General features: G+C 66.7%; 27 protein-coding genes and 1 other RNA gene. 10 read left to right on the top strand and 18 right to left on the bottom strand.

Going from position 1 to position 22,589, the window contains the following annotated elements:
- Window positions 1–59: 59 nt before the first annotated feature.
- The 10 genes from AC1DIN_RS16855 to AC1DIN_RS16810 form a co-directional block, all read right to left on the bottom strand.
- Window positions 60–800, bottom strand: a complete 741-nt coding sequence (locus tag AC1DIN_RS16855) for a pyrimidine 5'-nucleotidase (protein WP_476767204.1) — start codon at window positions 798–800, stop codon at window positions 60–62.
- A 181-nt stretch (window positions 801–981) separates the two neighbouring features.
- Entirely contained in the window at window positions 982–1,878 is an 897-nt protein-coding gene (gene argB, locus AC1DIN_RS16850) for an acetylglutamate kinase (protein WP_441471113.1), read from the bottom strand.
- Between the two features lie 103 nt (window positions 1,879–1,981).
- Complete coding sequence (locus AC1DIN_RS16845; RefSeq protein ID WP_476810610.1) at window positions 1,982–2,350, bottom strand: DUF423 domain-containing protein; 369 nt, start codon at window positions 2,348–2,350, stop codon at window positions 1,982–1,984.
- Window positions 2,351–2,357: 7 nt separating this feature from the next.
- On the bottom strand, window positions 2,358–3,023 hold the full coding sequence (yihA, locus tag AC1DIN_RS16840; RefSeq protein ID WP_441471115.1) for a ribosome biogenesis GTP-binding protein YihA/YsxC: 666 nt from the start codon (window positions 3,021–3,023) through the stop codon (window positions 2,358–2,360).
- Window positions 3,024–3,169: 146 nt separating this feature from the next.
- Complete coding sequence (locus AC1DIN_RS16835) at window positions 3,170–3,802, bottom strand: CatB-related O-acetyltransferase (RefSeq protein ID WP_476810609.1); 633 nt, start codon at window positions 3,800–3,802, stop codon at window positions 3,170–3,172.
- A 56-nt stretch (window positions 3,803–3,858) separates the two neighbouring features.
- Window positions 3,859–5,718 (bottom strand): membrane protein insertase YidC, encoded by a 1,860-nt coding sequence (yidC, locus tag AC1DIN_RS16830; protein WP_441471343.1) that lies wholly within the window; start codon window positions 5,716–5,718, stop codon window positions 3,859–3,861.
- A gap of 50 nt (window positions 5,719–5,768) precedes the next feature.
- A complete protein-coding gene (rnpA, locus tag AC1DIN_RS16825; protein WP_441471117.1) occupies window positions 5,769–6,170 on the bottom strand; it encodes a ribonuclease P protein component in 402 nt (133 codons plus the stop codon).
- 54 nt (window positions 6,171–6,224) lie between these two features.
- Window positions 6,225–6,359, bottom strand: coding sequence for a 50S ribosomal protein L34 (gene rpmH, locus AC1DIN_RS16820; RefSeq protein WP_038364779.1), 135 nt, complete (start codon window positions 6,357–6,359; stop codon window positions 6,225–6,227).
- 143 nt (window positions 6,360–6,502) lie between these two features.
- Window positions 6,503–6,772: a hypothetical protein gene (locus tag AC1DIN_RS16815; RefSeq protein ID WP_441471118.1), complete on the bottom strand. Its 270-nt coding sequence runs from the start codon at window positions 6,770–6,772 to the stop codon at window positions 6,503–6,505.
- A complete protein-coding gene (locus AC1DIN_RS16810; protein WP_476810608.1) occupies window positions 6,769–7,515 on the bottom strand; it encodes a COG4280 domain-containing protein in 747 nt (248 codons plus the stop codon). Before AC1DIN_RS16810 ends, AC1DIN_RS16815 begins: the two co-directional genes overlap by 4 nt.
- Window positions 7,516–7,641: 126 nt before the next feature.
- Here AC1DIN_RS16810 and AC1DIN_RS16805 point away from each other — a divergent pair, with 126 nt between their 5' ends.
- From AC1DIN_RS16805 to recR, 5 genes are all read left to right on the top strand, one after another.
- Window positions 7,642–8,208, top strand: a complete 567-nt coding sequence (locus tag AC1DIN_RS16805; protein WP_441471120.1) for a Chromate resistance protein ChrB — start codon at window positions 7,642–7,644, stop codon at window positions 8,206–8,208.
- Window positions 8,209–8,272: 64 nt separating this feature from the next.
- An RNA gene (ffs, locus tag AC1DIN_RS16800) (signal recognition particle sRNA small type) lies at window positions 8,273–8,369 on the top strand.
- 120 nt (window positions 8,370–8,489) lie between these two features.
- Complete coding sequence (locus AC1DIN_RS16795; protein ID WP_476810607.1) at window positions 8,490–10,355, top strand: DNA polymerase III subunit gamma/tau; 1,866 nt, start codon at window positions 8,490–8,492, stop codon at window positions 10,353–10,355.
- 22 nt (window positions 10,356–10,377) lie between these two features.
- Window positions 10,378–10,698 (top strand): YbaB/EbfC family nucleoid-associated protein, encoded by a 321-nt coding sequence (locus tag AC1DIN_RS16790; protein WP_476810606.1) that lies wholly within the window; start codon window positions 10,378–10,380, stop codon window positions 10,696–10,698.
- 148 nt (window positions 10,699–10,846) lie between these two features.
- Window positions 10,847–11,452, top strand: coding sequence for a recombination mediator RecR (gene recR, locus AC1DIN_RS16785; RefSeq protein WP_476810605.1), 606 nt, complete (start codon window positions 10,847–10,849; stop codon window positions 11,450–11,452).
- Window positions 11,453–11,543: 91 nt separating this feature from the next.
- Here the strand turns inward: recR and AC1DIN_RS16780 are convergent, their stop codons facing one another.
- Window positions 11,544–12,242, bottom strand: coding sequence for an outer membrane protein (locus AC1DIN_RS16780; protein ID WP_476810604.1), 699 nt, complete (start codon window positions 12,240–12,242; stop codon window positions 11,544–11,546).
- Window positions 12,243–12,420: 178 nt separating this feature from the next.
- Here AC1DIN_RS16780 and AC1DIN_RS16775 point away from each other — a divergent pair, with 178 nt between their 5' ends.
- Both AC1DIN_RS16775 and AC1DIN_RS16770 read left to right on the top strand, forming a co-directional pair.
- Window positions 12,421–13,470: a YihY/virulence factor BrkB family protein gene (locus AC1DIN_RS16775; protein ID WP_476810603.1), complete on the top strand. Its 1,050-nt coding sequence runs from the start codon at window positions 12,421–12,423 to the stop codon at window positions 13,468–13,470.
- Window positions 13,471–13,597: 127 nt separating this feature from the next.
- Window positions 13,598–14,467 carry a VOC family protein gene (locus AC1DIN_RS16770; protein WP_476810602.1) on the top strand — a complete coding sequence of 290 codons (870 nt, stop codon included), beginning with the start codon at window positions 13,598–13,600 and terminating at the stop codon, window positions 14,465–14,467.
- A 6-nt stretch (window positions 14,468–14,473) separates the two neighbouring features.
- On the opposite strand, the gene AC1DIN_RS16765 is transcribed toward AC1DIN_RS16770, so the two are convergent.
- The 6 genes from AC1DIN_RS16765 to AC1DIN_RS16740 form a co-directional block, all read right to left on the bottom strand.
- Window positions 14,474–14,926, bottom strand: a complete 453-nt coding sequence (locus tag AC1DIN_RS16765; RefSeq protein ID WP_476810601.1) for a GNAT family N-acetyltransferase — start codon at window positions 14,924–14,926, stop codon at window positions 14,474–14,476.
- Window positions 14,923–15,894: a cysteine synthase A gene (cysK, locus tag AC1DIN_RS16760; RefSeq protein WP_476810600.1), complete on the bottom strand. Its 972-nt coding sequence runs from the start codon at window positions 15,892–15,894 to the stop codon at window positions 14,923–14,925. Before cysK ends, AC1DIN_RS16765 begins: the two co-directional genes overlap by 4 nt.
- 83 nt (window positions 15,895–15,977) lie before the next feature.
- Window positions 15,978–16,430, bottom strand: a complete 453-nt coding sequence (locus AC1DIN_RS16755; RefSeq protein ID WP_441471129.1) for an RrF2 family transcriptional regulator — start codon at window positions 16,428–16,430, stop codon at window positions 15,978–15,980.
- On the bottom strand, window positions 16,427–16,900 hold the full coding sequence (gene dut / locus AC1DIN_RS16750; protein ID WP_476810599.1) for a dUTP diphosphatase: 474 nt from the start codon (window positions 16,898–16,900) through the stop codon (window positions 16,427–16,429). Before dut ends, AC1DIN_RS16755 begins: the two co-directional genes overlap by 4 nt.
- A 5-nt stretch (window positions 16,901–16,905) precedes the next feature.
- Window positions 16,906–18,183: a phosphopantothenoylcysteine decarboxylase domain-containing protein gene (locus AC1DIN_RS16745; RefSeq protein ID WP_476810598.1), complete on the bottom strand. Its 1,278-nt coding sequence runs from the start codon at window positions 18,181–18,183 to the stop codon at window positions 16,906–16,908.
- A 238-nt stretch (window positions 18,184–18,421) separates the two neighbouring features.
- Window positions 18,422–18,889, bottom strand: a complete 468-nt coding sequence (locus tag AC1DIN_RS16740) for an Lrp/AsnC family transcriptional regulator (RefSeq protein WP_441471132.1) — start codon at window positions 18,887–18,889, stop codon at window positions 18,422–18,424.
- 170 nt (window positions 18,890–19,059) lie between these two features.
- Between AC1DIN_RS16740 and AC1DIN_RS16735 the strand changes: the two genes are divergently transcribed.
- Genes AC1DIN_RS16735 through AC1DIN_RS16725 form a run of 3 tightly spaced genes read left to right on the top strand, consistent with a single transcriptional unit; the run spans window position 19,060 to window position 21,594 of the window.
- A complete protein-coding gene (locus AC1DIN_RS16735; protein ID WP_476810597.1) occupies window positions 19,060–20,085 on the top strand; it encodes an ABC transporter substrate-binding protein in 1,026 nt (341 codons plus the stop codon).
- Window positions 20,086–20,089: 4 nt separating this feature from the next.
- A complete protein-coding gene (locus AC1DIN_RS16730) occupies window positions 20,090–20,842 on the top strand; it encodes an ABC transporter permease (protein WP_441471134.1) in 753 nt (250 codons plus the stop codon).
- Window positions 20,818–21,594 carry an ABC transporter ATP-binding protein gene (locus tag AC1DIN_RS16725; protein WP_441471135.1) on the top strand — a complete coding sequence of 259 codons (777 nt, stop codon included), beginning with the start codon at window positions 20,818–20,820 and terminating at the stop codon, window positions 21,592–21,594. The genes AC1DIN_RS16730 and AC1DIN_RS16725 overlap by 25 nt, the downstream gene beginning before the upstream one ends.
- Before the next feature lie 69 nt (window positions 21,595–21,663).
- Here the strand turns inward: AC1DIN_RS16725 and AC1DIN_RS16720 are convergent, their stop codons facing one another.
- The gene (locus AC1DIN_RS16720) at window positions 21,664–22,512 is read right to left on the bottom strand and encodes an SDR family NAD(P)-dependent oxidoreductase (RefSeq protein ID WP_476810596.1); all 849 of its coding nucleotides are present in this window, start codon (window positions 22,510–22,512) and stop codon (window positions 21,664–21,666) included.
- Window positions 22,513–22,589 lie beyond the last annotated feature (77 nt).

Raw genomic sequence — 22,589 nt, 5'->3', positions numbered from 1 at the left:
TAAAGAAGAACAGAATTTCCTTTTCTGAAAACGTATCCCGCGGCAAACCTTCTGCGGTCTCAGGCGCGGCGTTCGGCAGGCCGCCCGAGCGGCTTCAGGAAGCCGGTGAGGTCGGCCGTGACGTGATGGACATGTCCGGCCTCGACGGCGACCTGTTCCCATGTCTCGCGGAAAGGGTCAGGCGTCTTCGGCACGATCAGCACGGTCTTCATGCCGAGCGCGCTCGGCACGACGAGGTTCTTCTCGATATCCTCGAACATCGCCGCCCGGCCCGGATCGACGGAATGCTTGGCGAGAAAGGCCTCATAGGTCGAACGCTCCGGCTTGGGCGTGAAGCCGGCCTGCACGATGTCGAAGATGTCCTCGAAGTGATGGAGGATGCCGAGCTTGCCGGCGACGTTCTCGGCGTGCCCGCGCGAGCCGTTTGTCAGGATCAGCTTGCGGCCGGGCAGGGCCGCGATCGCCTCGCCGAGGTCCGGATTCGGGTCGAGCAGGGTCAGGTCGATCTGGTGGGCGAAGTCGAGGAAATCGCCGGGATCGACGCCATGCTCCTCCATCAGCCCCTTCAGCGTCGTGCCGTAGTGCTGGTAGTAATATTTCTGCAACGCACGCGAGGAGAGTCCATCGAGCCCGAACAGCTCTGCGAGGAACAGGGTGATGCGCTCGTCGACCTGCGGCCAGACCTTCGCCTCGTGCGAGTAGAGGGTGTTGTCGAGGTCGAAGATCCAGTGATCGACATGCGCGAAGCCCTCTGCCGGAAAGGGCGGTGCTGCGGCGGGTATGTCAGCGAGTATTTTCATAGGACTAGGTGATGTGGCGATCCGGAGACTGCGCCGCAAGTCCTTGGCCAAGGCTCAATCGCGGCGGGGGCCTGCGCCGTCATGGTCGGGCTTGACCCGAACATCTCGGAAACCGGCGCCCTCTGGTCACGAAATTCTCGGGTGGAGCTTTGCTCCGCCCGAGAATGACGCCGCTTGCTTCTCAGCGCCGGATGATCGTGCCGGCGCCGGTGTCGGTGAAGAGCTCGATCAGTGCGGCGTGCGGCACCTTGCCGTCGAGGATGACGACCGCTTCGACGCCCTTCTCCAGCGCGTAGATGCAGGTCTCGATCTTCGGGATCATGCCGCCCGAGATCGTGCCGTCCGCGATCAGGCGGCGGCATTCCTCGACCGTCAGCTCGGGGATGAGCTGCTTGTCCTTGTTGAGCACGCCCGGTACGTCGGTCAGCAGCAGAAGGCGCTTGGCATTCAGCGCGCCGGCGATGGCGCCGGCGAAGGTGTCGGCGTTGACGTTGTAGGTCTGCCCGTCGGCGGCGGCGCAGACCGGCGCCAGCACCGGAATGAGCTCAGCCTTGAGCACGGCGTCGAGCACGGTGGTGTTGACCGTCTCGGGTTCGCCGACGAAGCCGAGATCGAGAACTTCCTCGATCTTGGAATCCGGGTCGACGATCGTGCGGGTCACCTTGCGGGCGGTGACCATATTGCCGTCCTTGCCGCACAGGCCGATGGCGCGACCACCCTCGCGGGTGATGTAACCGACGATCTCCTTGTTGACCGAGCCGGCCAAGACCATCTCGACGACCTCGACGGTCGCCTCGTCCGTGACGCGCAGGCCCTGCTTGAACTCGGACTGGATGCCGAGCTTCTTCAGCATCGCCGCGATCTGCGGGCCGCCGCCATGGCAGACGACCGGCTTCAGGCCGGACTGCTCGAGCAGCACGATATCCTCGGCGAAGTCTTCTGCCGTGGCCGCGTCGCCCATGGCGTTGCCGCCATACTTGATGACGATGATTTCCTGATCGTAGCGCTGCATGTGCGGCAGCGCCTGCACGAGCAGCTCGGCGGATTGCGACGGCGTCAGAAGGGGATGGTCGGTCATTCGGGCAGGCTCCGCGCGGCCGCAGGAAAGGTCCGGCGGCGCTTCTACCCGAACTTGCGCGGCTGCGGAAGGATGTCCGCTGCCGGTCAGGCGCGCTTGGTCGTCAATTGCGCCTGGCGGTCACCGCGGCAACGGCGAGGCCGAGCCAGCCGGCGAGCATGAACCAGCCGCCGATCGGCGCCGCGCGCGGGAACAGCGCCTCGTCGGCGAAGCCGCGGCGGGAGAGATCGGCCGCGAACAGCGCCGCGCCGAGGATGATCGCCGAAAGAGCGATCCGCGCCAGCATATCCTGGAGATGCCCGCCCTTGCGGGCGGCGGTGGCGCCGATCACGACCGAGGCGTGGAACAGCAGCATCTGGCCGGCGGTCTGGACATTGGCCGTGCCGGTGAGATGGGCGGCGGCTGCGAGCAGGGCGACGCCGGCGAGCCCCATCAGCGCGGCCAGCGCGAGATGCATGCGGGTGGCGGTCATGCGATCCTCACTGCCGCTCCGCCAGCACCCGCGCGATCGCGGCGCGGAACTCGGGGATGCCCGAGCCTTTCTCGCTGGAGGTCAGCAACACCTCGGGGAAGGCGGCCGGACGACGCTTGATCTCGTCATAGGTCGCCTCGCACATGAACTGCTGGTCGGCCGGCTTCAGCGCATCGCCCTTGGTCAGCACGACCTGATAGGAGACGGCGGCCTTGTCGAGCGTCTCCAGCACGGCGCCGTCGACATCCTTGATGCCATGGCGGGCATCGATCAGCACATAGACGCGCATCAGGTTCGAGCGCCCGCGCAGATAGTCGTGGATCAGCCGGGTCCAGGCCGCGACCTTCTCCTTGCCCACGGCGGCATAGCCATAGCCGGGCATGTCGACGATGGTCAGCCGCTCGTCATGGTCGACCTGGCGGAAGAAATTGAGCTGCTGCGTCCGGCCAGGCGTATGCGAGGTGCGCGCCAGGGCGTTGCGCCGTGTCAGCGCATTGATCAGGCTCGACTTGCCGACATTGGAGCGGCCGGCGAAGGCGATCTCCTGGCCGACCATCGGCGGCAGGTCGTCGATCTTGGTCGAGGCCCAGACGAAATCCCACGGCCCCTCGAAGAGCTTGCGGGCCGCCTCGATCTCCTCGGCGTCATAGGGCTTGGTCGTGGATGTGGTCATGGCTTCCGCTCTTTCGAAATCAGAAGCCCTCATCCTGAGGAGCCGCGAAGCGGCGTCTCGAAGGATGCTCCAGCGCGCACCGGAACATCCTTCGAGACGCAGCCTGAGGGCTGCTCCTCAGGATGAGGGCTGAGGATCGTTTGCTCTTACACGGCTGCGCGCAGCGCGTCGATGTCGGCGCCCTGGATCGCGTCGACGTGACGCGCGATCTTGTCCGCCTCCCAGCCCCACCAGCGGATCGCCAGCAGCTCCGCGACGATCTCGGGCGGAAAGCGCATCTTGACGATCCGGCCGGGATTGCCTGCGACGACCGCATAGGGCGGCACGTCCTTCGTGACCTGCGCCCGCGTGCCGATGATCGCGCCGTCGCCGATCCTGACGCCGGGCATGATGACCGCCTCGCGCCCGATCCAGACATCGTTGCCGATCACCATGTCGCCGCGGTTGTTCGGTCCGGGGCGCTTCAGCGCCTCGGGATCGCCGAGGCCGAACATCTGGAAGGGGAAGGTCGAGAAGCCGCCGATCGGGTGGTTGGCGCCGTTCATGATGAACTGCGCCGCCTGCGCGATGGCGACGAATTTCCCGATGATCAGCCGGTCGCCGATGAAGTCGAAATGATAGCGCACGCAGCGGGCCGCGAAATGCTCCGGCCCGCGCGAGTCGTCGTAATAGCTGTAGTCGCCGACCTCGATCAGCGGATGATCGACCACTGCCTTCAGGAAGGCGGTGCCCTTCCAGCCGGGAATGGGGTGGCGCGTCTGCGGATCGGGAAGCGGCATCGCGGAAAGGCCTTGGCCTGAAAAGGCGAAGGGCGGGAAACCCGCCCTTCGATCACTCACTTCTTGTTGGTGTTGGCCGGCTTTGGCGGCGTGGCGGCGGTGTTCGCTGTCGCGGGTTTCTTGCCGAACATGCCTTTGAGGTTGTCGAACAGTTCGATCTTCACGCCGTTCTTGCGCATGATGAAGCCCTGCTGGGTGACCGAGAGCAGGTTGTTCCAGCTCCAGTAGATCACCAGGCCAGCCGGGAACGAGCCGAGCAGGAAGGTGAAGAACACCGGCATCCAGGTGAACATCATCTTCTGCACCGGGTCCGGCGGCTCCGGGTTCATCTTCATCTGGATGAACATCGTGATGCCCATGATGATCGGCCAGATGCCGAGATGCAGATAGCTCGTCATGGCGGCGGGCAGGAAGAAGAAGATGTTCGTCGGATCGGGCGCGGCGAGATCGTGGATCCAGCCGAAGAACGGCGCGTGCCGCATCTCGATGGTGATGAACAGGATCTTGTAGAGCGCGAAGAACACCGGGATCTGCAGCAGCACCGGCCAGCAGCCGGCCACCGGGTTGATCTTCTGCGTCTTGTAAAGCTCCATCAGCGCTTGCTGCTGCTTCATCTTGTCGTCGGCGTAGCGCTCGCGGATCGCAGTCATTTCCGGCTGCAGCGCCTTCATCTTCGCCATCGAGGCGTAGGACTTGTTGGCGAGCGGGAAGAACAGCGCCTTGAGCAGCACCGTGACGATCAGGATCGCGACGCCGAAATTGCCGACATGCTTGTAGATCCAGTCGAGCAGCAGGAACATCGGCTTGGTGATGAAATAGAACCAGCCCCAGTCGATCAGCAGGTCGAAGCGCGTGATCTGAAGATCGCGCTCATAGCCATTGATCGCCGCGACTTCCTTTGCGCCGGCAAAAAGCTTCGACTGCGACGCAGCGCTCGCGCCCGGCGCCACCGCAACCGCCTCACCGAGGAAGTCGGCCTGGTAGGTGCGCTCCGAACCGGTCTGGACCGAAGAAAAACGGCCTTCGAACTTGCGCTTCTGGTCGGGGATGACGGTCGCTGCCCAATATTTGTCGGTGATACCGACCCAGCCGCCGACAGCATCCTTCCAGTTGCGGCCGACGGTTCCGGGCGACAGCGCCGGCTCTTTATCGAGCTTGTCGTAGGTCCATTCCTGCAGGCCGTGCTCGCCAACATAGCCGACGAGGCCTTCGTGGAGAACGTAATAGCCCAGCGTGTGCGGTCGGCCCTGACGGACGACCTGGCCGTACGGGAACAGCGTGACCGGGGTGGCCCCCTTGTTCTCGACCTCGTCTCGGATCGTGAACATGGCGTTGTTGTCGACGCCGATGATGCGCTTGAAAATCAGGCCCTGGCCGTTGTCCCAGCTCAGCGTGACCGGCGTGGCCTGCGTCAGGGTCTGGTTATCCGCAGTCCAAACGGTCTTTGCGTTGGGCACGGCTACCGAGCTGCCGGGCGCTGCGACCCAACCGAAATCCGAATAATAGGCGTTGGGGCCGCCGGCCGGCGAAAGCAGGACGATGATCGGGCTGTTGGGGTCTACCGTCTCGCGAAATGCCTTGAGCGAGACGTCATCCACGCGAGCGCCAGTGAGCGAGATCGAGCCAGCGATCCGGGGCGTGTCGATCTTGATGCGCGGGCTCGCGGCGAGAGCCTGCTCGCGCGTGCCGACGGCCTGCGTCGCGGCAGTGCCGGGCGCGGCGGAGCCGCCGGGCGTGGAGGGAGCCGGGGTCGAGCCGGACGCCGCGGGCGCCTGCTGGCTCTGGGCCTGCTGGTTCTGCCGCGCGGCCTCCTGCTGCTTCTCCATCTGCGGCTTGGCATAGAAGAACTGCCAGCCGAGCAGGATGACCACGGACATGACGATCGCGAGAAGCAGATTGCGGTTGTCTTCTTTCATCATGATCGGAAACGAATCTCGCTTGGTCCGGCAGGGCTCGGCGTGTCAGGTCAGGCTTGCGGCGCCGCATCGCGCTTCAGGCGCGAGCGGTGTCGGTCAGCATGCGGCTTTTGAGGCTTCGCCCGGTCGATGGCAATGGAAAGATCGGCCACGAGTGCGTGAAAATCTGCCTTCAGCACTTCGGAGCGGGCAACGATCACGATGTCGCAGCGCTTGTTCGTCTGGTCGCGCAGGGCCTGGGCGGCAGCGGTGCGCAGGCGGCGGCGGATGCGGTTGCGCTTCACGGCGTTGCCGGTCTTGCGCGAGGCGGTGAGCCCGAGCCGCAGCCCGTCCCGCTCTTCCTCGGGCATGCAGTCGCGCACCTGCGCCATAAAGGCAGGCGAACGAAAACGGCGGCCGTGGTCGGCCGCCGCCAGGAATTCTTTGCGTTGCGTCAGACGGGCGAGGCGCATGGCGATTGGCCAGTCTTCGGGAACGGGCGCGCTATGGTCACGCGCCAGTGCTTGTCAGGCCGACAGGCGCTTGCGGCCGTGAGCACGGCGAGCGGCGATGACCTTGCGGCCACCCTTGGTCGCCATGCGGGCGCGATAGCCGTGGCGGCGCTTGCGAACCAGCTTGCTGGGTTGATAGGTTCTCTTCACGGTCCGTCTCCGGGGCCTTTATGAGCACGACGGCCGCGGCTTTCCGGGGAAAGCATGGCCAACCGAGCCTGTCATGCGATAAGGGTCGGCGCGGCCTTTCGGCTGCGCAGGTCGCGGGCTTATGACGGATGGACGACACCGAGTCAATGCCGAATGATCCGCGAAGCCGCCGTCTGCGACGAAGCTTCGCGTATCGGCCGGCGCGGCCCACGCTTCGCCCCTTGGCGGACGCTGAACGCCAGAACCAGGACGGAGCCTCCCGTCAGCGCCGCGGCCACGCCGATCGGGCTGCCGTGCAGGCCGAAGGCAAGGCAGGCGCATAGTCCGACCAGTGCAAGGATGGCGAGGGCGAGCCGTTCGTCATCGATGAACAGCGCGGCAATTTCGCGCAGGATCGTGCCGATCGTTTTCATGCTGCCGTCTCCATGGAGTTCCGGCGAAAGGTTGCGACGAGGGTGAGCCCGCTCGCGACGAGGAGCGCCGCCAGCGCGAGGATCGCAAGGTCGCCGCCGGGCCAATCGACGCCCAGCCCTTCGCCCGTCCAGTAGATGCCGAAGGCCGATATCATCACGCCGACTGCGAATTTCAGGGTGTTCTCGGGAACGCGGGCGAGTGGCTTGCGCAGGACGAGGCCGAGCGCGAGCACCAGCGCGCAGGCCGCGAGTGCCCCGAGGCTGGCGGGCCAGAGCAGGCCCCGGCCGGCGCCGACGGCGAGCACGATGAAGACGACCTCGATGCCTTCGAGCATGACGGCCTTGAAGGCGGTGAGGCCTGCCATCCAGTCGTGATGGCCTGTCGTTCCGGCATCGCCGGCCTGCAAGACCCCGGTTTCCTTGATGAAGGCTGCCTCCTCGTCATGTAGTGCGATGAAGCCGGCTGCCCGGAGGATGGCTTTTCGCAGCCAGCGCAGGCCGAACATCAGGAGCAGAATGCCGATGGTGAGCTGCAGGGCTTGCAGTGGCACCCGTGTCAGGGCCGAGCCGAGCAGCAGCACCAGCAATGCGAGCGCAGCCAGCGCGCAGCCCGTGCCGATGAGCGCCGGCCGCCAGCCGCGCACGGTGCCGACCGCGAGGACGATGGTGAAGGCTTCGACCACCTCGACCAGCGAGGCGAGGAAGGCGGCGGAGAGCGCGGGAGCAGCCATGGTCCAAGTCATCGGCGACCTCTCGTGAACGATCCGGCACGCAGGCGACAGCGTCGGCTTTTGCTGTCACGATGGTTTCGGCCTTGCAAGCCCATGGTAAGATAATATTTGTAACAGTCGTAACATTCAAGAGGTACCATGGCGTCGCTCGAATGGTTGTTGCTGACCTACAAGGTTCCGGCCGAGCCGGCGCGCAAGCGGGTCTCCATCTGGCGCAAGCTCAAGGGCATGGGGGCGGTCTACCTCCAGGGCGGCGTCTGCCTGCTGCCGAAGACGGACGATCATCTGCGTCGGCTCAGGATGCTCGAGAACGAGATCGCCGAGGCCGAGGGCGAGGCGCTGCTGCTGGCGACGGTCGGTCTCGACCAGAAGCAGCAGGAGAAGGTCGTCGCGCGCTTCAATGCCGATCGCGACGACGAGTACAAGGAGTTCATCGGGAAGTGCCTCGCCTTCGAGGCCGAGATCGACGAGGAGACGCGGGTCTCGCATTTCACCTTCGCCGAGCTCGAGGAGAACGAGCAGGAGCTGATGAAATTCCGGAACTGGATCGAAAAGATCCGCAAGCTGGACTTCTACGGCGCACCCCGTGCCGGCGAGGCGGCCGAGCGCCTGCAGCGTTCGGAAGCGATCCTCGATGCTTACGCGCACAATGTTTTCGCGGCGCAGGAGGAGAATCGCGCTCCCGAGGCGCCGAAGCGACCGTGACCGCGCTGCCGGATCTGTTGCCGGCAGGCTTGCGCTTCGCGCCGACATCCCCGATATAGCGCCCGGGAGGTTGGCGAGGGACGTCTCACTCGCCAACCGGGTCAGGTCCGGAAGGAAGCAGCCCTAACGAGACCGAACGGGTCTTCGTCCAGCCTCCCACCTCATGCGCCGCGTGAAAGCGCCGTGCTCCGGCCGCGCCCGGGCCGAGGTCAAACCGGCACGGCGCCCAAGTTGGCATAGCGCCATTGACCCTCGCCTCCTGATTGGCGAAACCAGTTTCCATGACCGACCAGATCGACGCTGCCTCTGCTGACGAACCGGGATTCGCCGGTTTCGACCCGGCGCCTGCGCCGCAGGCGGTGTCCGGTGCGGCGCCGACGCCCTATCGCGTGCTTGCCCGCAAGTACCGGCCGGCGCATTTCGGCGATCTCATCGGCCAGGAAGCGATGGTGCGCACGCTCACCAACGCCTTCGCGGCCGGCCGCATTCCGCAGGCCTGGATGCTGACCGGCGTGCGCGGCGTCGGCAAGACGACGACCGCCCGCATTCTGGCACGCGCGCTGAACTTCCAGACGCCCGACGGGAAGGGCGCCCCGACCACCGATCTGCGCGAGTTCGGCGTGCATTGCCGCGAGATCATCGAGGGCCGCCATATCGACGTGATGGAGATCGACGCCGCCTCGAACAACAGCGTCGACAATATCCGCCAGATCAACGACGCCGTGCGCTATGCGCCGGTCTCCGCGCGCTACAAGGTCTATATCGTCGACGAGGTGCACATGCTCTCGACCGGCGCCTTCAACGCCTTCCTGAAGACGTTGGAGGAGCCGCCGCCGCACGCGAAGTTCATCTTCGCGACCACCGAGATCCGCAAGGTGCCGATTACGGTGCTGTCGCGCTGCCAGCGCTTCGACCTGCGCCGCGTCGAGGCCGATGTGCTGGTCGACCACCTCGGCGGCATCTGCAAGGCCGAAGGCGTCGATGCCGAGCAGGAGGCGCTCGCCGCCGTCGCCCGCGCCGCCGAGGGCTCGGTGCGCGATTCGCTCTCGATCCTCGACCAGGCCATCGCCCATGCGGCCGGGCGGATCACGCTCGACGACATCCGTTCCATGCTCGGCCTCGCCGACCGCGCGCGCGTCATCGATCTCTTCGAATCGGTGATGAAGGGCGATATCGCCGCAGCTCTCGGCGAGCTGCGCGGGCAATACGACGCCGGTGCCGATCCGGCGGTGGTGCTCAACGACCTCGCCGAGTTCACTCATCTCGTGACCCGCCTCAAGCTCGTGCCCGAGGCGGTGAAGGACAACAGCCTCGCCCAGGCCGAGCGCGTGCGCGGCGGCGATTTCGCCCAGCGCCTCTCGATCCGCGTGCTCGCCCGCACCTGGCAGATGCTGCTCAAGGGCATTGCCGAGGTGAAGCAGGCCGACCGGCCGGTGATGGCCGCCGAGATGGTCCTCGTCCGCCTCGCCCATGCCGCCGACCTGCCGACGCCGGACGAGGCGTTGAAGCTGCTGCGCGACGGCATGGGTTCCGGCTCGGCCGGAAACGGAAATGGCGGCGGCGCGCCGCGCCCGCCTTCCGGGGGCGGCAACACTGCGCTCGCCGCCCGGCCGATCCTCGCCAGCGCAAATCCGGCTCCGGTTCCGGTCGCACGCATTGCCGCGGCTCCGGCGGCGATCGTCGCCTCGATCGAGGATGTCGTCGCGCTGGCGTCGCAGAACCGCGACATCACGCTGAAGATCGCTCTGGAGCGCGATATCCGGCCGGTGCGCTTCGAGCCCGGCCGCATCGAGTTCTCGCTTGCCGAGGGCGCTTCGCGCACCCTGGCGCAGGACCTATCCCGCCGCCTCAAGGAATGGACGAACCAGACCTGGATGGTCGCTGTCGTCAACGAGGAGGGCGGCGCGACCCTGCGTGAGCAGGCGGTGGCGGCCAAGGACCGGCGCGAGAGCGACGCTGCGGCTCATCCCTCGGTCAAGGCGGTGCTGGAGCGCTTTCCCGGCGCGCGCATCGTCGATGTCCGTGATCCGCGCGCCATCGCCGCGGCCGAGAATGCTGCTGCGGCTCCGGCCGAGGACGAGTATCTGCCCGACGCCGAGCCGCTTTTCGACGATTCCGAGCCGGATTTCGACGGCATCGATTTCTGATTTTTTTTAAGGAGGATTTCCCATGCGCGACATGATGGGTCTGATGAAGCAGGCTCAGCAGATGCAGCAGAAGATGGCCGACATGCAGGCCGAGCTCGACGCCATCGAGGTCGAGGGCATAGCGGGCGGTGGCATGGTCACGGTCACGATGACGGCCAAGGGCGCGCTCAAGGGCGTGAAGATCGACCCGAGCCTGATGGTGCCGGACGAGCGCGAAATCCTCGAGGACCTGATCGTCGCCGCGGCGAACGATGCGCGGACCCGCGGCGAGCGCGTCATGCAGGAGCGGATGGCCGAGATCACCAAGGGCCTGCCGATCCCGCCGGGCATGAAGCTGTTTTGAGTCTTTTCTCTCAGCCCTCATCCTGAGGAGCAGCCGATAGGCTGCGTCTCGAAGGATGCTCCAGCGCGCTATGGAACATCCTTCGAGACGCCGCTTCGCTGCTCCTCAGGATGAGGGCTGAGGAGAGCCAGAAGGTCGTTTACCACCAATGTCCCGCGCCATCGCCGGCCCCGAGATCGAAAGGCTGATCCAGCTCCTGGCCAAGCTGCCCGGGCTCGGGCCGCGCTCGGCCCGGCGTGCGGCGCTGCATCTCGTCAAGAAGCGCGAGCAGCTGCTCGGCCCGCTTTCCGAGGCGATGGCGGTGGCGCGCGAGCGCATCGTCGTCTGCTCCCGTTGCGGCAATGTCGATACCAGCGATCCCTGCGGCCTCTGCACCGATCCGCGTCGTGACGACAGCCTGATCGTCGTCGTCGCCGATATTTCCGATCTCTGGGCGCTGGAGCGCTCGGGTGCCGTGGCGGGGCGCTATCACGTGCTCGGCGGCGTCCTCTCGGCGCTCGATGGCGTCAGGCCCGAGCATCTCTCGCTCGATGCGCTGGTGGCGCGCGCTTCCGATCCGGCGGTGAAGGAGATCATCCTCGCGCTCAGCGCCACGGTTGACGGCCAGACCACGGCGCATTTCATCACCGACCTCCTGGCACATCTGCCGGTCAAGGTGACGAAGCTCGCCCATGGCGTGCCGGTCGGCGGCGAGCTCGACTATCTCGATGACGGCACGCTCGCCGCCGCGATCCGCCAGCGCACGGGGTTTTGAGGCAGAACTGCGCCTTCCGCCATTCGCGGCGCAGCAGAGCTGCGACCCGAGAATCTCGGGCCAAGCCCGAGCATGACGCCAAGAGGCGCCTTCAGAACTTGTAGGCGATGCTGGCGCGGGCGCTGTGCGTCGTAAGTTCCTGATCGCCGGTCCGGCCCGGAAAGGCGCCGGAGCTCGCGAAGCGGTTCCGCCCGAAATCGGTGTAGCGGTATTCGGCGCCGAGGATCAGGTTGTCGGTGAAGGCGAAATTGACGCCGGCGCCGAGGTTCCAGCCGGTCCGGGCGCCGGTCAGCCTTTCGCCGAAGCCGGCCGCATCGAAGACACGCCGCTCATATTCCGTGAATGAGGCGCCGCCGGCCGCATAGATCATCAGCCGGTCGAAGGCATAGCCGATGCGGAGGCGCGCCGCGCCCTGCCAATCCTGCGAGACGCGGCCGTTGAAGCCGGCGCCGGCGAAGCGGCTGCGGCTGTTGACGGCTTCGATGTCGCCCTCGATGCCGAGCACGATGCTGCCGAACTGATAGTTGAAGCCGGCATGGGCGCCGCCGAAGGCGGAATCGTCGTCGATGCGGAAGCTCATCGGCGCGAAGGGGCCGGTCGGCGCTCCGATCCGCACGCGGTTGCTGCCCCAGGAGTAGCCGCCCTGCAGACCGGCATAGACGCCGGTCCAGGAATAGAGCGCAGGCAGTTCCGGCGCGGGCGGCAGGGCGACGCCGCGCAGATCGGCCGCGGCGGCCGCGCCTGACAGCAGCGCCACGCATCCTGCCAGGGCATATCTGAGCTTCGACATCGGGCTTTCCGAGAAATCGTGATGCGCCCGGAAGATCGAGCGCGCCCGGTCATAACGAAGCATTAAGGTTAACAATCGGCTAAGCGCCGATCGTGAGCGGGCTTCGCCGGAACGATTGCGGCGCGGCGCGGTTGCTCGCAAGCTGCAGTCTCAACGGCCGCGGAGACCTCACCCCGACATGGCATTTCTCAAACGGATCACGGGCGCCGCCGGGTTGGGGGTTGCGCTGGGCTATCTGTCGGGAGCTCTGTCCAACCATCGCGACAGGCGCCGGCAGGAAGCCGCGCGCGGGCGGCTGGCACGGACGCCTTTGCAAATGACCTGGCTCGGCTGGAAGGACGTGCTGCTGCGCTTCATCGGCAATGTCGCCGACAACCGGCTGACCTCGCTCGCCGGCGCGGTCGCCTTCTTCACCCTGCTCTCGCTGGTCCCGGCGCTTTCGCTGCTGGTGACGATCTACCGCTATTTCACCGATCCGGCGACCATCGCCGGGCAGCTGGACGCCGTGACGACCATGTTCCCGCAGGCCGCGCGGGAACTCATCCACGAGCAGGCGATGCGGCTCTCGACCCAGTCGGGAGTCAGCCTGTCCCTGACCTTCTACATCAGCCTCCTCGTCGCGGCCTGGTCCGCCAACGCGGCGGTGAAGGCGATCTTCGACGCGCTCAACATCATCTATCGCGAACAGGAGAAGCGCAGCTTCCTCAAGCTCAACGCGATCTCGCTGTTCACCACGGTGAGTGGCGTCGTGCTGCTCGTCGCGGCGCTGGTCGCAATCGCCAGCTTGCCGGTCGTGACCGCACTGTTTCCCTTCCATTTCGAGCTGGAACGACTGATCCGGCTGGTGCGCTGGCCCGCTTTCTTCGTCATGGCGACGCTCTCGATAGCGGTTCTCTACTGGATCGGCCCGAGCCGCCAGCGCATGCGCTTCGTCTGGGTGATGCCCGGCGCCATCGCCGCGGCCCTTCTATGGGGCGCGGCCTCCTATGCCTTCTCCTGGTATGTCAGCACGCTCGGCAACTACACGGCCGCCTATGGCTCGCTCGCGACCGTCGTGGTGTTCATGACCTGGCTCTGGCTCTCGGCGACCATCGTGCTCGCCGGTGCCGAGCTCAATGCCGAGCTGGAACACCAGACGGCACACGACACGACGACCGGCAAGCCGAAGCCCCTCGGCGAGCGCGGCGCGACCATGGCCGACAGGGTCGGCCCGGCGAAGGCCGAGTGAGGCGGAGTCTGCAGCCTCATTGCAACGCTGCAATCCCGCTCTTGCCAGGGAGGGTGGCGACAAGCGGGGTGGGAAGCACCATCTTTGGTGGCGTCAGCCGTTGCGGCTGCCGCGAAAGGACCACGCCATGCCCGCGACCGCAGAGAAGACCGCGCCTCTCGCCAGGCTGGAAGCCCATGATGCGCCCTATCATATCGGGGCCGTCACCCTGCGCGTGCGCGATCTTGCCAAGCTCACCGCCTACTACCGTGACGCCATCGGGCTGCGCCTGATTCGGGAAGACCGTGACGGCGCGGAACTCGGTATCGATGGACGAGTGCTCGTTCGGCTACAGGCCGGTGCGGCGCAGCCGAGCTCGCCAGCCGGCCTCTTCCACCTCGCCATCCTGCTGCCGTCACGGCGCGATCTCGCCAACTGGCTGAAGCACGCCGCCGAGACGCGTATCCCGCTCGAAGGCGCTTCCGACCACCTTGTCAGCGAGGCGCTCTATCTCTCCGACCCCGAGGGCAACGGTATCGAAATCTATCGCGACCGCACGCGTGCCGAGTGGCCGCGCCGGCCCGATGGCGGCATTGCCATGGCGACCGAGCGGCTCGATCTCGACAGACTCCTGGGCGAGGCCGAAAGCGGGCCTTATGCCGGCATGCCCGAAGGCACTGGCATGGGCCATATCCACCTGCGCGTCGGCGATACGGTGGCGGCCGAGGCCTTCTATCGCGACCTGCTCGGCTTCGATTTGATGGTCCACTATCCCGGCGCAAGCTTCCTCGCCAGCGGTGGCTACCACCATCATATTGCCGGCAATATCTGGGGCAGCCGCGGCGCCGGGCCTCGTCAGCCCGGCGAGGCGGGTCTCGATCGCTTCGAGGTCGTGGCGCGCAGCGAGGCCGATTTCATCGCGATGCGCGAACGAATCCTCAGCGGTGGCGGCAGCGAGAGCGACGGAGCGCCGGGGATCGGCGATCCCTGGGGCAACAGGCTGGTTCTGATTCGCTGAGAGGGCTCAGCGCGCCAGCAGGTGCGAGCGACGCGTTCCGCCGGTATCGGGCTTGAAGCCGCTCGCTTCCCAGAACGCCGCTGCGCGCGGATCGGCGGCGCGGAGCGAGAGGCGCGGTGCCAGCGCCAGCCCTTGCTGAATGAGCGCCGCAGCCAGAACGCGGCCGATGCCGGTGCCGCGATGCAGCGGCCGGACATAGACGTGCCTGACCCGCAGGAGATCGGGCTCGGGGTCGTAAGGATCTGGCGTCAGGGCGCCGATACCGGAGAGCTCGCCTTCCTGAAAGGCGGCGAAGGTCACGAAGCGGTCGTCGCCGCCGGCATAGTGGCCAGCCAGCCATGCCTCACGCAGGCCCTCGACGAAGCGATAGCTTTCCGCGCTCGCCTCGTGGCGCAGCGCCTCGAAATCGTCCGGCAGGCTCTCCGCCAGCCGGACGATCTGGATGGCTACCGGGTTCACAGACCCTCGAACAGGGCGCTGGAGATGTAGCGCTCGGCGAAGGAGGGGATGATCACCACGATGGTCTTGCCGGCGTTCTCCGGTCGCGCGCCGACTTCGAGCGCGGCCGCGACCGCCGCACCCGAGGAAATGCCGGCCGGAATGCCCTCTTTCCTGGCCAGCGCGCGCGCCGTCTCGAAGGCGGTCTGGTTGCCGACGGTGACGACCTCGTCGATCACGCTGCGATCGAGCACGCCCGGCACGAAGCCGGCGCCGATGCCCTGGATCTTGTGCGGGCCGGGCTGGCCGCCGGAGAGGACGGGTGAATCTTCCGGCTCGACCGCGACCATCTTCACGCCCGGCTTCTTCGCCTTCAGCACCTGGCCGACGCCGGTGATGGTGCCGCCGGTGCCGACACCGGAAATGACGATGTCGACCTGGCCGTTGGTGTCGTTCCAGATCTCCTCGGCCGTCGTCTTGCGGTGAATCTCCGGGTTATGCGGGTTCTCGAACTGCTGCGGGATGATCGCGCCGGGGATCTCGTTCTTGAGTTCCTCGGCCTTGGCGACGGCGCCGCGCATCCCGCCGGGGCCGGGCGTCAGGACGAGTTCCGCGCCGAGCAGGGCGAGCATCTTGCGCCGCTCCAGCGACATCGTCTCGGGCATGACCAGGATCAGGCGATAGCCGCGTGCCGCCGCGACGAAGGCGAGCGCGATGCCGGTGTTGCCCGAGGTCGGTTCGATCAGCGTGCCGCCGGGTTTCAGCGTGCCGGAGGCCTCCAGCGCATCGATCATGTTGACGCCGATGCGGTCCTTCACGCTCGAGATCGGATTGAAGAATTCGAGCTTGGCGAGGATCGTCGCCTTGACGCCACGCTCGGCCGGCAGGCGGTTGAGCCTGACGAGCGGGGTGTCGCCGATCGTGTCGGTAATGGAGTTGTAGATGCGCCCGCGCCCCGGGGTTTTCGTCGGCGCCTGTGCTTCAGCCATGGATCAATCCTCCTCGACGGATGGTTGGCGGTGAAGCTAGGTCAATTCACAGATTGTGTCGATTGAAGAAATAAATCACAATCCTAAATAGTGAAATCCGCTCCGGAACTACCTCTGCCGAAGACGGATTTAGCCTGCGCCCGCTGGCAGAGCTCTTCCACGGTCACCTTGTCGAGCATTGCCAGGAAGGCGGCCGACGCTGCCTCGACCTCCGGCCCGACGACCTCGTCGACCAGCCGCGATTGCGGCAGGGGGCCGAGGCCTTCTTCGCCCGACTCCTGCATCGCGGCGCGGGCGATGTCGCCGGCCGTGATCTTGCGCCGCTCCCGGGCGAGCTCGTAACCCCCGCGCGGGCCGCGCACGCCCTTCAGGATACCGACGCGGACGAGCGTCTGGAGCAGCGTCTCCAGATGGCGCGGCGGCAGGGCATGACGCGCGGCCAGGAGCTTGGCGGCGACCGGCGAAGGCCGGGCATGCAGCGCGATGTCGACCACTGCTGCGATGGCGAGCAGGCTGCGGCGCGAGAGCAGCATCATGGCCGCTTCTCTCCGTGCTTGCCGCCGCCGACGCCGGTAGAGCCGAAGCCCCCCGCGCCGCGCTCCGTCTGATCGAGAGAGGCGACCTCGGTGAGCACGGCATGCGTCACCGGGGCGATCACCAGCTGGGCGATCCGGTCGCCCCGCGCGATCGCGAAGGGCTCCTGCCCGAGATTGATCAGCGGCACCTTGATCTCGCCGCGATAGTCGCTGTCCACGGTGCCGGGCGCATTCAGCACGGTGACGCCATGCTTGACCGCAAGCCCCGAGCGCGGGCGCACCTGCGCCTCGAAGCCGTCGGGTAGCTGCATCGCCAGCCCGGTCGGGACAAGGGTCCTTTCGCCGGGTGCGAGCAGGAGTGGCTCGCCGATGGCGGCGCGCAGATCGAGGCCTGCCGCTCCGGCCGTCTCATAGGCCGGCAAGGGCAGGTCGGCGCCATGCGGCAGGCGTTGCAGCGCAATCGTCACCATCGCCGTCAGTCCGCCCGGCCGGTCGGGGCAAGGTCCGCGATATGGGCGATCAGCCGGCTCGCAACCTCGTCCTTCGGCAGCGTCGGCCAGGTCTCGACATTTGCGGCGGTGACGAGATGGACCGTGTTGGCGTCGCCGCCCATCACGCCGGTGCCGCCGACGTCGTTGGCGACGATCAGGTCGCAACCCTTCTTCGCCAGCTTGGCCTTGGCGTAGTCGATGACGTTCTGGGTTTCGGCGGCAAAACCGACGACCAGCGGCGGGCGCCCGCTCTTGCGATGCGCAACGGCGGCCAGGATATCGGGGTTCTCGACGAGCGCCAGCGGCGGCAGAGCCTTGCCGTCCTTCTTCATCTTTTCCGGCGCAGCATCGGCGATGCGCCAGTCGGCGACAGCGGCGGCGAAGATCGCGATATCGGCCGGCAAGGCGGTTTCGACTGCGCCCAGCATCTCGCGGGCGGATTCGACATGGACGGTCTCGACACCGTCGGGGTCGGGCAGATTCACCGGACCGCTGACCAGTGTGACCCGCGCGCCCGCCGCAGCGGCGGCCGCCGCGATGGCGTGGCCCTGCTTTCCAGAGGAGCGGTTGGCGATGTAGCGCACCGGGTCGATCGCCTCATGAGTCGGCCCAGAGGTGATCAGCACATGCCGGCCGGCGAGCGGGCCCGGCTTGGTATGGTCGCCGCCGGGCAGCCTGCCGAGGAAGCCGATGGCGCGGGCGGCCGCAGGCTTTTCGCCGGCCAGTGCGGATTCGATCGCGGCCAGCAGCTCGGGCGGTTCGGCCATGCGGCCCGGCCCGTTCTCGCCGCGCTCGGCCATGGCCCCGACATTCGGGCCGACGACGAGGACGCCGTCCTTCTCGAGCTGGCCCATGTTCCGGCGCGTCGCCGGGTGCTGCCACATCCGCGGGTTCATCGCAGGCGCGATCAGGATGCGCTTGTCGGTGGCAAGCAGCGCCGTCGAGGCGAGATCGTCGGCGAGGCCGTTGGCCATCTTGGCGATCAGGTCGGCAGTCGCCGGCGCCACGACAATCAGATCGGTCGAGCGCGACAGCTGGATATGGCCGATATCGGCTTCGTCTGTCAGCGAGAACAGATCGGTGAAGCAGCGTTCGCCGGCGAGCGAGGAGACGGTGAGCGGCGTGACGAATTGCTCGCCGGCCTTGGTCAGGATGCAGCGTGCGGCGATGCCGCGATCCTTCAGCCGGCGGATGACTTCGAGCACCTTGTAGGCGGCGATGCCGCCGCCGATGATCAGAAGGACGGAGCGGGAAGCGGACAAGGCGGCTCCTCGGGCAGCGAGAGCGTCGGACTGACCGCTTCCTAGCATCCGGGATGTTGGCCTGTCATGCGCTCCGGTCCGCCGCAGCCCTCATCGTGAGGAGCAGGCGCCAGCTTGCGTCTCGAAGGGCGCGGCACGAGGCTCCGGAGCCAGCTGGATCGTCTCCTTCGAGACGGCCCTTCGGGCCTCCTTGGGACGAGGGCTGGCTTTCCGAGCGAGGCGCCGGCCTGTTCCGCGGTCAATCGCGTGGCAGCTCCGGCACCTTGTAGGCCGTCGTCGCCTTGATCCGCTCCATGGCGAAGCGCGAGGTCACGTTCTTGAGCGGGATCGTCTCGATCAGCTTCTTGTAGAAGGCGTCATAGGCGGCCATGTCGGCGACGACGACGCGCAGCATGTAGTCGACATCGCCAGCCATCCGGTAGAACTCCATCACCTCCGGCATCGCCGCGACCATCTGCGCGAATTTCTCCAGCCAGGGGCCGGAATGATCAGCGGTTTCGATCTGGACGAAGACGGTGAGTCCGAGCCCGATCTTCTCCGGCGCCACCAGCGCGACGCGCTTCAGGATCACCCCTGCCTGTTCCAGCTTCTGGATGCGTTTCCAGCACGGCGTCTGCGACAGCCCGACGCGATCGGCCAGTTCGGCGATCGAAATATTCGCGTCGGCCTGCAGGACAGTGAGAATTTTCCGGTCGATGGCGTCCATTCTCTCAAACTCGCTCTTGGAAGAAATTTAAACTATCAAATCGTCCATATAAAGATGGTTTATCTTCTTAAGGTCGATCTATTGCATTCAGATAGAAAATCCTTTTCTCAATCTGTCAATGGGGCTTGATCGAGGCTCGATCTGCCCGCGCTGCGAGAAGGATTTGCACGATGGACCGCCGCCAGTTTCTCATCGCGGGAGCGAGCCTAGCTGCCACCCTGCCGTTCGCCGGTGCGGCCCGGGCGCAGAGCGTCACGGCGCGCGTCGGCTATATCCCGATCGTCGGCACGGCGCCGTTCTTCGTCGCGTCGGGCGAGGGCTGGCTGAAGCAGGGTGGCCTTGACGTGGCTCTGACCGTGTTCGAGTCCGGTCCGAACATGATCCAGGCGCTCGCCTCCGGCACGATCGACGTCTATGTCGCCGGCGTCGCCCCTCTGGCCGTTGCCCGCTCGCGCGGTGTCGACATCCGCGTGGTCGCCTCGACGGCGATCGGCGAGAACGTGGTCGTCAGCGCGCCCTCGCTGACGAAATTCTTCACCGCCGGCACCAGCGCCGCAGCCGCCTTCAAGGCCTTCCGCGCGGCCAACGGCAAGGCTGCCCGCCTCGCGACCCAGCCGGCCGGTTCCGTGCCCAACACCACGCTGCAGTATTGGCTCTGGGAGGTCGCGAAGGTCGACAAGGCCGATGTCGAGATCGTGCCGATGGGCATCGATGCGACGCAGCAGGCGATTCTCGCCGGCGCCGTCGACGGCGGCAGCGTCCGCGAGCCGGCCCTGACGATCATCCAGAGCCGCAACCCGCAGATCAAGCTGATCGCCGGCGGCGAGGAAGTCTTCCCCGGCCAGCCCGGCACGGTCGTCGCCGTTTCCGGCGCCTTCGCCACCAAGAACCCCGAAGCCGTGCAGACCCTCGTCAACGGGCTGGTCAAGGCTGCGGCCCTGATCAAGGCGAACCCCGCCAAGGCTGCGCCCCATGTCGGTGCGGCTCTCGGCAAGGGCATCGTCGACCCCGAGCTGATCCAGAAGGCTCTGGTCTCGCCGGCAAGCCAGTTCGAGATCGATCCGCGCAAGATCATCGAGCCTGCCCGCGCCATGCAGGCCTATCAGGTCAAGCTCGGCTCGCTGGAGAAGGAACTGCCCTTCGACGGCCTGTTCGAGACGCGGTATTACGAGCGCGCGGTAAAGGCGGGCGGCTGACATTGTGAGTAGTCTACGGGCTCCGGCCCTCGCGCTTCTGGGTCTCGTCGCCTTCCTGCTGCTTTGGGAGGCGGTGCCTTACTTCGGGCTGGTAAATCCGGCCTTCCTGCCGCCGCCGAGCGCGCTGCCGAAGGCGTTCATGCGGGAGGTCGCCTCCGGTGCCTGGCTCTCGGCCATACTCGGTTCGCTCTGGCACTACTTCGTCGGCCTCTTCGTCGGTGCCGGCCTCGGCGTCGCTGCCGGCATCCTCGTCGGCATGTCTGGTATCGCCGAGGAGGCGACGGCCTGGGTCGTGCGCGTTCTCAGGCCGATACCCGGCCTCGCCTGGGTGCCCTTCGCGATCATCTGGTTCGGCGTGACGCCCGGCGCTGCCGTCTTCATCATCGCGATCGGCGTGTTCTGGATCGCCTTCTTCGCGGCGCAGGGCGCGATCCGCGGCGTCGACCGTGATCTTGTCGAGGTTGCCGATGCCTTCGGTTTTCGCTCGCCTTGGGCGCGCCTGTCCAAGATCCTGCTGCCGGCGGCGATGCCGGGCATCCTCGTCGGCTTCCGCACGGCGCTTGGCCAGGCCTGGATGGCGGTGGTCGCGGCCGAGATCTTCGGTGTCGCGGGTGTCGGCCAGCGCATGATGCAGGCGTCGAGCCTCCTCGCGACCGATATCGTCGTCGTCTACATGCTGACCATGGCGGCGCTCTACGGCCTGCTCGACACCGGCTTCGTCGCCTTCCAGAAATGGGTGCTGCGTTGGAAAGCGTGATCGAGATCAAGGGGCTGTCGCTGACCTTCACCCGCGACGGCGAACAGACCGAGGTGCTGCGCAAGCTCGACCTCAGCGTCGGGCGCGGCGAATTCCTCGCCATCGTCGGCCCTTCCGGCGTCGGCAAGTCGACGCTGCTGCGCGTCATTGCCGGGCTCGCGAAGCCGAGCGGCGGCGAGGTCGTCATCAATGCCAGGGATACGACGCGCAGGCCGGTCGCTCTCGTCTTCCAGGATTCGCGGCTGCTGCCCTGGCGCAAGGTCGTGTCCAATGTCGGCTTCGGCCTGGAAGGGCGGGTCTCGCGGGCCGAGCGCCTGGCAAAGGCGGGCGAGACGCTCGATCTCGTCGGCCTGGGCGCGCTCGCGCAACGCTGGCCGCATCAGCTTTCGGGCGGGCAGCGCCAGCGCGTCTCGCTGGCGCGTGCGCTCGCGGTCGAACCCGAGATCCTGCTGATGGACGAGCCCTTCTCGGCTCTCGATGCCCTCACCCGCGAAACCCTGCAGGATGAGCTGATCCGCGTCTGGCAGCGCACCGGCAAGACCGTGCTCTTCGTCACCCATGACATCGACGAAGCCGCCTATCTCGCCGACCGGGTGGTCATCCTGTCGGGCGCGCCCGGCCAGATCATCGCCGAGCACCGCATCGACGCGGCCCGCCCCCGCCGGCGCGGTGCCGCAGCCGAGGCTGAGATCGTGCGGGCCGTCCGCCAGGGGCTCGGTGCCGACATCGTCATGGACGGAGCCGCAATCTAGCGATCGGTGCGATCTGAGCGGTCATCCCGGGGCTTCGCTTTGCTGCGCCCGGGGTGACGGCGCAGTTCTTCAATCCTTGCCGAGAAACGCCCTGAACGTCTCCCCGTAATCCTTGTGCCAGCGGGAGAGCGGCGGGCGGTTTTCGATGATGTCGCCCATCGCCCAGGCCATGCGCTTTTCGTCGAGCGCGCGGGTCGTCTCGCCATCGGGACAGAGGATGTAGAAATCCCCGGCTGCGAGCCGCTCCAGCATGAAGTCCACGGTCTGCTCCGGCGTCCAGGCGCCATCCGGCTTCTCGACGCGTCCGCGCGCGGTCAGCGGTGTGAAGACGAAGCCGGGGATCAGCAGATGGGCGCTGACCCTGCAACCCTTGGTGTTGCGTAGCTCGTGCTGCAGCGCCTCGGTGAAGGCCTTCACGCCGGCCTTGGAGACATTGTAGGCCGGATCGCCCGGCGGGGTGGTGATGCCCTGCTTCGATCCGGTGTTGATGATCAGTGCCGGCTCGCCATGGGAGATCATCTCGGGCCCGAAAAGCTGCGTACCGGCGACGATGCCGCCGAGGTTGACGGCGAGCGTGCGCTCCCAATTGTCCTGCGGCCCGAAGATCGCGCTGCCCGGCTGCGTGCCGGCATTGTTCATGAGGACATGGACTTTGCCGAAACGGCCTATGACCGCCTCGTGCAGATGGGCGATCTCGTCCCGGCGCGAGACATCGGTCGGGACCGCAAGCACATTGTCGTCGCCGATCAGCGTCGCCAGAACCTGGCCGGCCGCCTTCAGCGCTTCGGTGTCCCTGTCTGCGATCACGATCCTCATGCCGCGATCCGCGAAGGCGCGGGCGGCAGCGAAGCCTATCCCGGATGCGCCGCCTGTGATGACGGCCACGTGGGAAGGAGCGAGAGCGGGGTGGCTGGTCATGGTCTTCTTGGTCCACGATTCGGGCGCTGGAGCTAAGGCGCGAGCCGAGGCGACATCATGGCACGCTGCCTGCCGCA

Source organism: Allobosea sp. 05T438 (assembly GCF_056396025.1).
This window is presented reverse-complemented; position numbering and strand designations above follow the sequence as displayed.

Excerpts from the sequence above, each read along its gene's own strand:
- rnpA (WP_441471117.1), bottom strand. The coding sequence starts at position 6,170 with ATGCGCCTCGCCCGTCTGACGCAACGCAAAGAATTCCTGGCGGCGGCC.
- AC1DIN_RS16780 (WP_476810604.1), bottom strand. The coding sequence starts at position 12,242 with ATGTCGAAGCTCAGATATGCCCTGGCAGGATGCGTGGCGCTGCTGTCA.
- recR (WP_476810605.1), top strand. The coding sequence starts at position 10,847 with ATGTCCCGCGCCATCGCCGGCCCCGAGATCGAAAGGCTGATCCAGCTC.
- yihA (WP_441471115.1), bottom strand. The coding sequence starts at position 3,023 with ATGACCACATCCACGACCAAGCCCTATGACGCCGAGGAGATCGAGGCG.
- AC1DIN_RS16810 (WP_476810608.1), bottom strand. The coding sequence starts at position 7,515 with ATGACTTGGACCATGGCTGCTCCCGCGCTCTCCGCCGCCTTCCTCGCC.
- AC1DIN_RS16740 (WP_441471132.1), bottom strand. The coding sequence starts at position 18,889 with ATGGACGCCATCGACCGGAAAATTCTCACTGTCCTGCAGGCCGACGCG.
- AC1DIN_RS16770 (WP_476810602.1), top strand. The coding sequence starts at position 13,598 with ATGCCCGCGACCGCAGAGAAGACCGCGCCTCTCGCCAGGCTGGAAGCC.
- AC1DIN_RS16755 (WP_441471129.1), bottom strand. The coding sequence starts at position 16,430 with ATGATGCTGCTCTCGCGCCGCAGCCTGCTCGCCATCGCAGCAGTGGTC.
- AC1DIN_RS16795 (WP_476810607.1), top strand. The coding sequence starts at position 8,490 with ATGACCGACCAGATCGACGCTGCCTCTGCTGACGAACCGGGATTCGCC.
- AC1DIN_RS16855 (WP_476767204.1), bottom strand. The coding sequence starts at position 800 with ATGAAAATACTCGCTGACATACCCGCCGCAGCACCGCCCTTTCCGGCA.
- AC1DIN_RS16790 (WP_476810606.1), top strand. The coding sequence starts at position 10,378 with ATGCGCGACATGATGGGTCTGATGAAGCAGGCTCAGCAGATGCAGCAG.
- cysK (WP_476810600.1), bottom strand. The coding sequence starts at position 15,894 with ATGGCTGAAGCACAGGCGCCGACGAAAACCCCGGGGCGCGGGCGCATC.
- AC1DIN_RS16775 (WP_476810603.1), top strand. The coding sequence starts at position 12,421 with ATGGCATTTCTCAAACGGATCACGGGCGCCGCCGGGTTGGGGGTTGCG.
- dut (WP_476810599.1), bottom strand. The coding sequence starts at position 16,900 with ATGGTGACGATTGCGCTGCAACGCCTGCCGCATGGCGCCGACCTGCCC.
- AC1DIN_RS16735 (WP_476810597.1), top strand. The coding sequence starts at position 19,060 with ATGGACCGCCGCCAGTTTCTCATCGCGGGAGCGAGCCTAGCTGCCACC.
- AC1DIN_RS16805 (WP_441471120.1), top strand. The coding sequence starts at position 7,642 with ATGGCGTCGCTCGAATGGTTGTTGCTGACCTACAAGGTTCCGGCCGAG.
- AC1DIN_RS16845 (WP_476810610.1), bottom strand. The coding sequence starts at position 2,350 with ATGACCGCCACCCGCATGCATCTCGCGCTGGCCGCGCTGATGGGGCTC.
- AC1DIN_RS16835 (WP_476810609.1), bottom strand. The coding sequence starts at position 3,802 with ATGCCGCTTCCCGATCCGCAGACGCGCCACCCCATTCCCGGCTGGAAG.
- argB (WP_441471113.1), bottom strand. The coding sequence starts at position 1,878 with ATGACCGACCATCCCCTTCTGACGCCGTCGCAATCCGCCGAGCTGCTC.
- yidC (WP_441471343.1), bottom strand. The coding sequence starts at position 5,718 with ATGAAAGAAGACAACCGCAATCTGCTTCTCGCGATCGTCATGTCCGTG.
- AC1DIN_RS16725 (WP_441471135.1), top strand. The coding sequence starts at position 20,818 with ATGGGTGCTGCGTTGGAAAGCGTGATCGAGATCAAGGGGCTGTCGCTG.
- AC1DIN_RS16720 (WP_476810596.1), bottom strand. The coding sequence starts at position 22,512 with ATGACCAGCCACCCCGCTCTCGCTCCTTCCCACGTGGCCGTCATCACA.
- AC1DIN_RS16815 (WP_441471118.1), bottom strand. The coding sequence starts at position 6,772 with ATGAAAACGATCGGCACGATCCTGCGCGAAATTGCCGCGCTGTTCATC.